The sequence below is a fragment of the Cupriavidus sp. 05N40 genome (assembly GCF_056397305.1).
Genome location: NZ_JBFTND010000081.1, coordinates 19231 through 29698, shown reverse-complemented (window position 1 = coordinate 29698; position 10468 = coordinate 19231). Strand labels below are relative to the sequence as shown.

The 10468-nt window shown below is 70.1% G+C and carries 9 protein-coding genes; all 9 read left to right on the top strand.

What is annotated here, in order from left to right:
* Positions 1-414: 414 nt before the first annotated feature.
* A complete protein-coding gene (locus tag AC1DO7_RS19765; RefSeq protein WP_477116478.1) occupies positions 415-1776 on the top strand; it encodes an amino acid permease in 1362 nt (453 codons plus the stop codon).
* 271 nt (positions 1777-2047) lie between these two features.
* Positions 2048-2452, top strand: coding sequence for a nuclear transport factor 2 family protein (locus tag AC1DO7_RS19760; RefSeq protein WP_477116475.1), 405 nt, complete (start codon positions 2048-2050; stop codon positions 2450-2452).
* 42 nt (positions 2453-2494) lie between these two features.
* Entirely contained in the window at positions 2495-3934 is a 1440-nt protein-coding gene (locus AC1DO7_RS19755; RefSeq protein ID WP_441614374.1) for an NAD(P)/FAD-dependent oxidoreductase, read from the top strand.
* A 54-nt stretch (positions 3935-3988) separates the two neighbouring features.
* A complete protein-coding gene (sorA, locus tag AC1DO7_RS19750) occupies positions 3989-5245 on the top strand; it encodes a SorA family sulfite dehydrogenase catalytic subunit (RefSeq protein ID WP_441614376.1) in 1257 nt (418 codons plus the stop codon).
* A gap of 11 nt (positions 5246-5256) precedes the next feature.
* Complete coding sequence (gene sorB, locus AC1DO7_RS19745; RefSeq protein ID WP_441614378.1) at positions 5257-5910, top strand: SorB family sulfite dehydrogenase c-type cytochrome subunit; 654 nt, start codon at positions 5257-5259, stop codon at positions 5908-5910.
* A gap of 149 nt (positions 5911-6059) precedes the next feature.
* On the top strand, positions 6060-7607 hold the full coding sequence (gene pdxR, locus AC1DO7_RS19740) for a MocR-like pyridoxine biosynthesis transcription factor PdxR (protein ID WP_477116474.1): 1548 nt from the start codon (positions 6060-6062) through the stop codon (positions 7605-7607).
* A gap of 90 nt (positions 7608-7697) precedes the next feature.
* Entirely contained in the window at positions 7698-8618 is a 921-nt protein-coding gene (gene gcvA, locus AC1DO7_RS19735) for a transcriptional regulator GcvA (protein WP_441614382.1), read from the top strand.
* Positions 8619-8739: 121 nt separating this feature from the next.
* On the top strand, positions 8740-9213 hold the full coding sequence (locus AC1DO7_RS19730) for a RidA family protein (protein WP_477116473.1): 474 nt from the start codon (positions 8740-8742) through the stop codon (positions 9211-9213).
* 27 nt (positions 9214-9240) lie between these two features.
* Positions 9241-10437 carry an aminotransferase class V-fold PLP-dependent enzyme gene (locus AC1DO7_RS19725; RefSeq protein WP_477116472.1) on the top strand — a complete coding sequence of 399 codons (1197 nt, stop codon included), beginning with the start codon at positions 9241-9243 and terminating at the stop codon, positions 10435-10437.
* The last annotated feature ends 31 nt before the right edge of the window (positions 10438-10468 follow it).

The window sequence follows — 10468 nt, the reverse complement described above, 5'->3', positions numbered from 1 at the left end:
GCAGATGAATCACGGCAAGACCACCATCATCGAGATCATGTGCACCCGCGAGCTCGGCGACCCGTTCCGCCGCGATGCGCTCGCCAAGCCCGTGCGCACCCTCGACAAGTACAAGGACTTCGTCTGAGTCCCTGTGAGGCCGGCAGGTATCGGCAGCCATGCAGATCAGCAGGCGAGCACGCGATACGCCCTTGCCCGRCCCGCCGGGCAAGGGCGTATCCGACCCTCGCGTCAGGCGGCCGCGCGCAATGCGGCACATGACGCAACGACCACGGCCCCCGGGGCGGCGAGCCAATCGCCGACCTACTATAGAAACCGTGGCGCATGACCCCTGAGCAATCCAGGAGACTAAGCAAAGTGATTCACGATCAGCAGCAATCAAGCGGCCTCAAGCACGGGCTGAAGCAGCGCCACATGACCATGATCGCGCTGGGCGGCGTGATCGGCGCCGGCCTCTTCGTCGGCAGTGGCGTGGTCATCCGGTCCGCGGGTCCCGCCGCCGTCCTCTCCTTCCTCATCACCGGCCTGCTGGTGGTACTGGTGATGCGCATGCTGGGCGAAATGGCGTGCGCGCTGCCCACCGTCGGCTCCTTCTACGAATACGCCCGCGAGGCCTGGAGCGACCGCCCGGCACTGGGCGGCCTCGCCGGCTTCCTGACCGGCTGGATGTACTGGTATTTCTGGGTGATCGTGGTCGCGCTCGAGGCCGTCGCCGGGGCCGACCTGGTGCGCTTCTGGCTACCCGATGTGCCGGGCTGGAGCATCAGCCTGGTCTTGCTGGTGATGCTCACGCTGACCAACCTGATCTCGGTGAAGTCCTTCGGCGAGTTCGAGTTCTGGTTCGCCTCGATCAAGGTTGCCGCCATCGTGGTGTTCCTGTTCCTGGCGGGGCTGTTCGTGCTGGGCATGTGGCCCGGCGCCAGCGCCAGCGTGGCGCACCTGAGCGCGCATGGCGGCTTCGCGCCGAACGGGATCATGCCGGTGCTGACCGGCGCGGTCGCGGCAACGGGCTTCTACTTCGGCGCGGAGATCGTCACCATCGCCGCGGCCGAGACCGCCGAGCCGCAAAAGGCAGTGGCCAAGGCAACCAGCTCGGTCATCACCCGCGTGCTGGTGTTCTACGTCGGCTCGGTGCTGCTGGTGGTCTGCCTGGTGCCGTGGAATTCCGCCGGCATCGCCACGCCGTATGTGAGCGCGCTCAAGGCCATGGGCATCCAGGCGGCCGCGCAGATCATGAACGCGGTGGTGCTGACCGCCGTGTTGTCCGCGCTGAACTCCGGCCTGTACGCCTCCTCGCGCATGCTGTTCGCGCTGACCAAGCGTGGCGATGCGCCCAAGGCGCTCGCCACGCTGAGCCGCAACGGCGTGCCGGTCAGGGCCATCCTGTTCGCCACGCTGTTCGGCTACGGCGCGGTGGTGATGTCCTACGTCTCGCCGGACAAGGTGTTCGCCTTCCTGGTCAACTCCTACGGCACCGTCGCGATCTTCGTCTACATCCTGATCGCCATCTCGCAACTGCGCCTGCGCAGCCGCCTCGAGCGCGAAGCGCCGCACCGGCTCAAGGTGCGCATGTGGGCCTTCCCCTACCTGACCTATGTCGCCATTGCCGGCATGGTCGGCATCGTCGTCGCCATGGCCTTCATCCCCGACCAGCGCACCCCCCTGCTGCTCGGCGTGGCCAGCCTCGGCATCCTGCTCGTCGCCTACGCCGTGCGCCAGCTATGCCGCAAGCATGGCGTCGCCGCGCACATGCCGGAGATACGGCGCGCCGACTGACGCACCGCCCGGCCGACCCGCCCCGCGATGCCGGCATCGCGGCGCCAGCGCGCCGCCGGGACCGCGCTCGTGGCCGTGTACATGCTGCCTGCGGCGCTCCTGATGCGCAGCTGCGGCTAGCCCATCGCAGCGGCCCGTTCCGCCCGCCGCTGGCCCAAACGATTGGCGCGCTCTGGCCCTACTGCATTGCACGCCATCTCACTATGCTGACGTCATAAGGCGCGCCGCTCCGCGTGGCGCGCCATTCACCAACGATATCCCGGAGACCCCGATGACCACGTCCCAAGTTACCACCACGACCCTGCAGGCCTTCGCCRACGCCTGGAACCGCCACGATATCGAAGCGCTGATGAGCTTCATGGCCGACGACTGCGTGTTCCATGCCGTGGCCGGCGGCGAGCTGTTTGGCCGCACCTTCGCGGGCAGGGAGGCGGTGCGCGAGGGCTTCCAGCTGGCATGGCAGGCATTCCCCGATGCCGCCTGGCTGGATGGTGAGCACTTCGTCAACGGCGAGCGCGGCGTGAGCGAATCCACCTTCCGCGGCACCAGGGCGGACGGCACGCGCATCGAAGCGCGCATGGTCGATGTGTTCACCTTCCGCGACGGCAAGATCGCCGTGAAGAACGCCTACCGCAAGGACCGCCCCCCTGTCGCGGTGAACCGCGCAGGCAACTGAACCGGATCCGGCCCCGCCAGAGGGCACATGAGGAAGACAGACATGGATGCCACCGCAGCACGACTGATCCTGCCCGAAGACCGCGCCACCGCGCCTTCGCGGCCCTACGATCCCGCCTACGACCCGCTGGTCGCGCCCACCCCTGGCCAGGGGCGCGAGTACGCGCCCACCTACTGGATCGGCACTGCCGGCGAGCCGCCGCCCGACGACGGTCCGATCACCCACGATATCGACGTGGACGTGGCCATCATCGGCTCCGGCTTCACCGGCCTGACCTGCGCGATCTTCCTCGCGCAGGAACACGGCATCAAGGCCACCGTGCTGGAGGCAAACCGCGTGAGCTGGGGCTGCAGCACGCGCAACGGCGGCCAGGCGCAATGCGCCTCGGGCCGGCTCAAGCGCTCGCAGTGGATCCAGCGCTACGGCCTGGACACCGCGCTGCGCCTGCACGAGGAAGTCTGCGACGGCATGGAGACCTTCAAGGGCCTGATCAAGGACATCGACTGCGATCCGCAGCCGGGCGGCCATCTCTATATCGCCCACCGCGCCAAGGTCATGCCCGCGCTGGAGAAGGAAGCCAAGGTGCTGCGCGACGTGTTCAAGTACGACGCGCGCATCCTGGACGCCGACACCGTCAAGCGCGAATACGTCGACGACAAGGAAGCGGCAGGCGCCATGCACGAGCCGGAAGGCATCGGCATCCACGCCGGCAAGCTGGCCTTCGGCTACTTGCGCCGCGCGCGCGCGCTGGGCGCCAGGGTGCATCCGTCCAGCCCGGTGCTGAGCTGGGAGACCCGTGGCGGCGTGCATTACCTGAAGACGCCGGGCGGCATCGTGCGCGCCCGCGCGGTCGGCGTGGCGACCGGCGGCTACACCTCGCCGGACCTGCACGCCCAGCTCAAGAACCGCCTGTTCCCGATCCTCTCGAACTCCATCGTCACCCGCCCGCTGACGCCCTCGGAGCGCGCCGCGTGCAATTTCCGCACGACCCAGGTCATCACCGATACCCGCATCCTGCGGCACTACTACCGGCTGATGCCGGACGGGCGCCTGCAGATCGGCAGCCGCAGYGCCATCACCGGYAACGATGCACCGCAGCACAAATACAAGGACAAGCTGGTCAGCGACCTGCACCGCAAGTTCCCCGCGCTCGAAGGCATCCAGATCGACTATTCTTGGTGGGGCTGGGTGGATGTCAGCCACGACATGATGCCGCGCATCTTCCAGCCCGACCCGGCCCAGACCATCTATTACGCAATGGGCTACGGCGGCAATGGCGTGATGTACTCCGCGCAGGCGGGCAAGCGCATGGCGGCGCTGATCGCGGGCAAGAGCGCCGGGCCGGAGCTGCCGATCTTCCGCTCGGCGCTGCCGTTCCCGAATGTGCGCGAGATGGTGGAGGCGCAGGCGTTCGCGCCGTTCCGCCGCTTCGGGCAGTGGTTCCTGTATCGCTGGTATCACATGAAGGATGAAGTGATCTAGCCGATCACGGGCTGGCACCAAGACCCAAGACCATAAGAAGACGAGGAGACAGGCATGGACCAAAAGCACCATCCCGCACCATCCCGGCCAGGCCGCCGCGGCGCGCTGCGCGCCCTCGGCGCGCTGGGCGCAGGCGCGGCGCTGACCCATCCCGCGCTCGAAGCGCTGGCGGCCGGCGCTGCCGGTGCGCGGGTCGAGATGCCGTTCGAGAATGGCGAGCGCGAGCTCATCGCCTTTCCCCAGAAGCGGCCGCTGATCCTGCTCACCAGCCGGCCGCCGCAGCTCGAAACGCCCTTTGCCGTGTTCAACGACGGCGCGATCACGCCCAACGACGCCTTCTTCGTGCGCTACCACTGGAGCGGCATCCCCACCAGCATCGACCCGCAGGCTTACCGCCTGCGCGTAGGCGGCAAGGTCAACACGCCGCTGGAACTCTCGCTCGACGAGATCAAGCGCCTGTCCACCCCGGTGGACCTGGTGGCGGTCAACCAGTGCTCGGGCAACAGCCGCGGCTTCTTTTCGCCGCGCGCCAACGGCGGCCAGCTGGGCAACGGCGCCATGGGCAACGCGCGCTGGACCGGCATCCCGCTCAAGGTATTGCTGGAGAAGGCCGGAGTGCAGGCCGGCGCCTTGCAGGTGAGCTTCGACGGCATGGACCGCCCACCGCTGGAAGGCGGCCCGGACTTCGTCAAGGCGCTGGCCATCGACCACGCGCTCGACGGCGAGGTGATGCTCGCATGGGCCATGAACGGCGCGGACCTGCCCATGCTCAACGGCTACCCGCTGCGGCTGGTCGTGCCCGGCCACTACGGCACCTACTGGGTCAAGCACCTGGCCAACATCCAGGTGCTCGACAAGCCGTTCGACGGCTTCTGGATGACCGCCGCCTACCGCATCCCCGACAACGCCTGCGCCTGCGTGGCGCCCGGCACCGCGCCCGCCCGCACGGTGCCGATCAACCGCTTCAACGTGCGCTCCTTCATCACCAGCCTGGCCGATGGCGCCAGGCTGCATGCCGGGCGCCAGACCGTGCTGCGCGGCATCGCGTTCGACGGCGGCTTTGGCGTGGACGAGGTCGCCTTGTCCACCGACGGCGGCCGCACCTGGCGCGCGGCGCAACTGGGCAAGGACCTGGGCCGCTACTCCTTTCGCGAATGGACCGCGACGTTCACGCCGCCGAAGAAGGGCGAGTACGAGCTGAAGGTACGCGCCAGCAATCGCATCGGGCAGAGCCAGCCGCTTGCCGCCCTGTGGAACCCGGCCGGCTATATGCGCAACGTGGTGGAAACCACCCGCGTGGTGGCGGCATGAAGGAGGCAGCCATGCAACTCGTCAAACCCGGGCGCCGTGCCGGCTTCATGCTGGCGCTGGGCTGCCTCGCCGGCGTGCCGGCCGCGCACGCGCTGGAGATCACCCTGCCGCCCGAGACGGCGCGCTACACGCCGAGCGAATTGCCCGGCTACCGGCTGGTGCAGCAGAACTGCATGACCTGCCACTCCGCGCAGTACGTGCAGACGCAGCCGCCGTCGTCGCCGCGCGGCTACTGGGATGCCACCGTCAAGAAGATGAAGAAGCCCTTCGGCGCGCCCTTCCCGGATGAAGACATTCCGGCCATGGTCGACTACCTCAGCAAGACATACGGGGCGGAGCGCACGGCCTACGCGGGCACGGCGGCGCCGCAAGGCGCAGGGGCCGCGGCACCGGCTGCCGTCGCCACCGCCGGCAGTCACGATCCCCTGGCCCTGATGGCGGCCAACAACTGCAGCGCCTGCCATGCCGTCGACAAGAAGATCGTAGGACCGGCGTTCAGGGACGTGGCGGCAAAGTACGCGAACCAGCCCGGCGCCGCGGCGCTGGTGGCGCAGAACATTGCCGCCGGCGGCGCGGGCAAGTGGGGCCAGGTTCCGATGCCGCCCTACCCGGGCCTGGCCAAGGAGGACCTGCAGAGCCTGGCGCAGTGGATCCTCGGCCGTTGAGGGGAGCGCAGCGGCCACGCCATCGCTTCTTGCACGCCGCCCGCCGGCCTGCGGGCAACCCGCATATCGCCGGGGCGCGGCATCGCCCATAATCTGCCGCTCGTCACGACGGTCACGACAACTCAGGCAGGAGCGGGAGCGCAAGCGGCATGGCAAGCATGGGCAAGGCGAACACTTTCTGGAACCGGCTGTTGCAGCTATCTCCCGATTCCGGCGTCAGCCTGCAGGCGCAGTTGCGCCAGCGGCTGGTGTCGGCCATCCTGGCCCGGCAGTTGCCGGAAGGCAGCGCCCTTCCCTCCAGCCGCGAACTGGCGGCCACCCTCGGCATCGCGCGCAATACGGTGATCCTGGCCTTCCAGCAACTGGTCGAGGAACACTTCCTGGAGACCCGCCCGCGGCGCGGCTACTTCGTGGTGGAGCAACTGCCCAGCGCGGCCAGGCCGGCAACGGCATCGTCGCAGGCGGCGTCCACCGGCGCCAACGGCGCCTGCGCGGGCGAGACCGCGGACGGCGCCCAGGGCGGCGGCCCCGACTGGACCGCGCGCCTGCCGGACATGACCGGCAGGCGCGCCATCGTCAAGCCCAGCRAGTGGCAGAACTATCCCTACCCCTTCATCTACGGCCAGTTCGATCCCGCCTTGTTCCCCACCGCCGACTGGCGCGAATGCTCGCGCATGGCGCTGGCCGTGCTGGAGATCCGCGGCTGGGCCTCGGACCTGATCGACCGGGACGATCCGCTGCTGATCGAGCAGTTGCAGAAGCACATCCTGCCCCGGCGCGGCGTGTGGGCCAACCCGGACGAGATCATGGTTACGATGGGCGCGCAAAACGCGCTCTACCTGCTGGCCGACCTGCTGATGCAGGGCGCGCGGGTCGGGCTGGAGGAGCCGGGCTACAACGACGCGCGCCACATCTTCGGCATGCGCGCGCGCGAAGTGGTGCCGCTGCCGGTGGACGAGTCCGGCCTGTGTCCGGATGCCGCGCTGGCGCAATGCGACTACGCCTTCATCACGCCCAGCTACCAGTGCCCCACCACCGTCACCATGCCGCTGGAGCGGCGCGAGACGCTGCTGCGCGAGGCGCGCCGCCACGACGTGGTGCTGATCGAGGATGACTACGATACCGAGAACCCGGCGCTGACCCAGCCCGTCCCCGCGCTCAAGAGCCTGGACCGCGACGGCCGCGTCATCTACGTGGGCAGCCTGTCGAAGTCRTTCGTGCCCGGCATCCGGCTCGGCTATATCGTCGCCCCCGCCGCCGTGATCCGGCAGGCGCGCGCGCTGCGGCGCTTCATGCTGCGCCATCCGCCCGCCAACAACCAGCGCGCCACCGCGCTGTTCATCTCTCTGGGCCACCACGATGCGCTGCTGCGCCGCGTGGCGCCGATCTTCCAGCGCCGCGCCGGAATCCTGCGCGAGATGCTGGCACGCCACCTGCCGCAGGCGCGCGCGCACAACTCGCCCGGCGCTTCGTCGTTCTGGGTGGAAGGCCCGCCGGGGCTCGACGCCCGCAAGCTGGCCGCGACCGCGCTGGCGCACGGGGTCATCATCGAGCCAGGTGACGTGTTCTTCTCCACCGATGCGCCCTCCCCGCATTTCCGCATGGGCTACACCGCCATTGCCGACGAGCGCATCGAAGAGGGCGTCAAGCTGCTCGGGCAGCTGGTCGGCCAGGCGGCGGGCCCGGCCGGGCGCTGATGCGGCCCCTGGCCGTGCGGCCCTGCCGCCGGCACGCACACGGCGGGCAAGGAGTAGCATGACGCCCTGCCCCAGCCATCGATCCAGCTCATGCGTTCCACGCGATCCCTGCCGCCCCTCCTGTCATTGCGGGCCTTCGAAGCCGCCGCGCGGCGGCTGAGCTTCAGCCAGGCCGCGCAAGAACTGTTCGTGACGCAAAGCGCCGTCAGCCACCATATCCAGCGGCTGGAGGCCGACCTGGGCGTGGCGCTGTTCGAGCGCCGCACGCGGGCCGTGGCGCTGACCGAGGCCGGCCAGGCCTACTACGCGCAGGTACACGCGGCGTTCGAGCTGCTGCGCCTTGGCACCGAGCAGGTTCGCGCCCCCGCCGCCGCGCGTACCGCGCTGAGCGTCGGGCTGCTGGCGTCGTTTGCCACCCGCTGGCTGGCGCCGCGGCTGCCGGCGTTCACCGCGGCCCGTCCCGACATCGACCTGCATCTGCGTCCCGATATCGCGCTGGCCGACGTCGCCGGCGGCGAGGTGGACATGGCGATCCGCTATGGCCAGGGCGCATGGCCCGGCGTGCGCGCGCAGCTGCTGATGTCCGAGCGCCTGTCGGTGGTATGCGCGCCCGCACTGATCGCCGGTCCCGCCCGCCCGCGCCAGCCGCAGGACCTGCTGCGCTACCCGCTGCTGGCCTCGCATGCGAAGCAACCGTTCGAGTGGAACGCGTGGGCGCATCGCTTCGGCCTGGACCTGAGGCAGGCGCAGACCGTGCAACTGCACGACTACAACATCGTGGTGGAGGCGGCGCTGGCCGGGCAGGGCCTGGCGATGGGCCGCCACCGCCTGATCGCCCCGCAGCTGGCCAGCGGCAAGCTGGTCCAGGCGCTGCCCGGCACCATGCTGGACGACCCCCGCATCGGCTGGTGGCTGGTCATGCCGCGCGGCACGCCGGGCGAGGCCGCGCAGGCCTTCCGCGCCTGGCTGATGGAGGCCGTGGCGCAAGATCCGGCAGGCGCCATGCATTAGCCCTGCTCATGCATGGTGCGCAAGAACTGGTTTGTCACAGGCTCCCGCTGCCCGTAGGATGAGGCTTTCCCGTCCCGGCCGGCCGAAGCTGCGCCAGCCGGGCTAACCAGGCATCCCCGACATGACCCAATCCCTCGGCGCCCGCGTGGCCGATCTCGGCCTCACCCTGGAACCGGCGGYCGCGCCCGCCGCCAACTACGTGCCGTTCGTGCTGGAGGGCAATGTGCTCTACGTCTCCGGCCAGATCTCGCGCAGGGACGGCCAGCCGGCCTATCTCGGCCGCCTCGGCGACAATATCGCCGAGGACGACGGCGTGCAGGCCGCGCGCCTGTGCGCGCTGGGCCTGCTGTCGCAGATCGCCGCCGCCACCGGCGACCGGCTGGACCGCGTGGCGCGCGTGCTGCGCCTGGGCGTGTTTGTCGCCAGCACGCCTGACTTCCACCGCCAGAGCGCCGTCGCCAACGGTGCCTCGGACCTGATGGTGCAGGTTTTCGGCGAAGCCGGCCGCCATGCGCGCAGCGCGGTCGGCGTGGCGGCCCTGCCCAGCGGCGTGGCCGTGGAAGTCGAGGCCGTGATCCTGCTGGCCCAGCCCTGAACCCTGTCGCGCGCCTCCGGAGGTCCCATGCCTGCTCCCCTCACACCCGCCGCCGTGGAGGCGCTGCGCGCCCGCGCGCCCGGCACCCGCACCACCACGCATTTCAACCATGCCGGCGCCTCGCTGCCGTCCGCCGCCACGCTGGAGGCGATACAGGCCCAGCTCTTGCGCGAAGCCACGGCCGGGCCGATGGAAGCCGGCGTGGCCGCGCGCGCGCAGACGGCACGCGCGCGCTCCCTCGCCGCGCAGCTGGTCAACGCCGAGCCCGCCGAGATCGCCCTGACCACCGGCAACTCGCCCGGCTGGGGCGCGGCATTCGCCGCGCTGCCGTCGTGGYGGCCCGGCGACCGCATCCTGGTCGCGCGCCACGAATGGGGCGGCAACCTCGCGGCCATGCGCCTGGGCGCGCAGCGCGCGGGGGCGACGATCGAGGTGATTCCGTCCGACCACAGCGGCGCGGTCGATCCGCGGGCGCTGGAGGCCATGCTCGATGAGCGCGTGCGGCTGGTCTCGCTGACCTGGCTGCCGGCCAATGGCGGCCTGATCAATCCCGCCGCGGCCATCGGCCAGGTGACACGCCGCCATGGCATCCCGTACTTCATCGATGCCGCGCAGGCCGTAGGCCAGCTGCCCATCGACGTGGCCGAGCTGGGCTGCGACGTGCTGACCGGCGCAGGCCGCAAGGCGCTGCGCGGCCCGCGCGGCACCGGGCTGCTGTACGTGCGCAAGGACTTCCTGCCCCGGCTCACGCCCGCCTTCGTCGACACACACTCGGCGCCGCTGGGCGCGGACGGCGAGCCCGTGCTGCGCGGCGACGCCGCCCGCTTCGAGTCGGCCGAAGCCGCGAAGGCAATGCACTGCGGGCTGGCCAATGCCTTGCAGGAAGCCCTGGAAATCGGCCTCGGGCCCATCCGCGCGCGCATCGACGCCACCGCGCAGGCACTGCGCGCGCAACTGGCGGCGATCCCCGGCGTGACGGTGCTGGACCAGGGCCGCGAGCGCTCCGGACTGGTGGCCTTCAACCTGGCCGGCCATGGCGCGGCAGACGTGCAACGCAGCCTCGCGCAGCGCGGCGTGACGATCGGCAGCAATGGCATTGCCTATACGCCGCTGGACATGAACGCGCGGGGGCTCAGCGAGGTTGCGCGCGCTTCGGTCAGCTACCTCACCACCGAGGCGGAGATCGACAAGTTGATCGAAGCGCTGCGCGCGCTGGCCCGCTAGCTAGCCCGCAAGCCCGGTAGCCCGGCAGGAA

What these genes read in the sequence shown, in the direction of transcription:
- sorB (WP_441614378.1), top strand. Translation starts at nt 5,257, where the DNA reads ATGCAACTCGTCAAACCCGGGCGCCGTGCCGGCTTCATGCTGGCGCTG.
- sorA (WP_441614376.1), top strand. Translation starts at nt 3,989, where the DNA reads ATGGACCAAAAGCACCATCCCGCACCATCCCGGCCAGGCCGCCGCGGC.
- AC1DO7_RS19765 (WP_477116478.1), top strand. Translation starts at nt 415, where the DNA reads ATGACCATGATCGCGCTGGGCGGCGTGATCGGCGCCGGCCTCTTCGTC.
- gcvA (WP_441614382.1), top strand. Translation starts at nt 7,698, where the DNA reads ATGCGTTCCACGCGATCCCTGCCGCCCCTCCTGTCATTGCGGGCCTTC.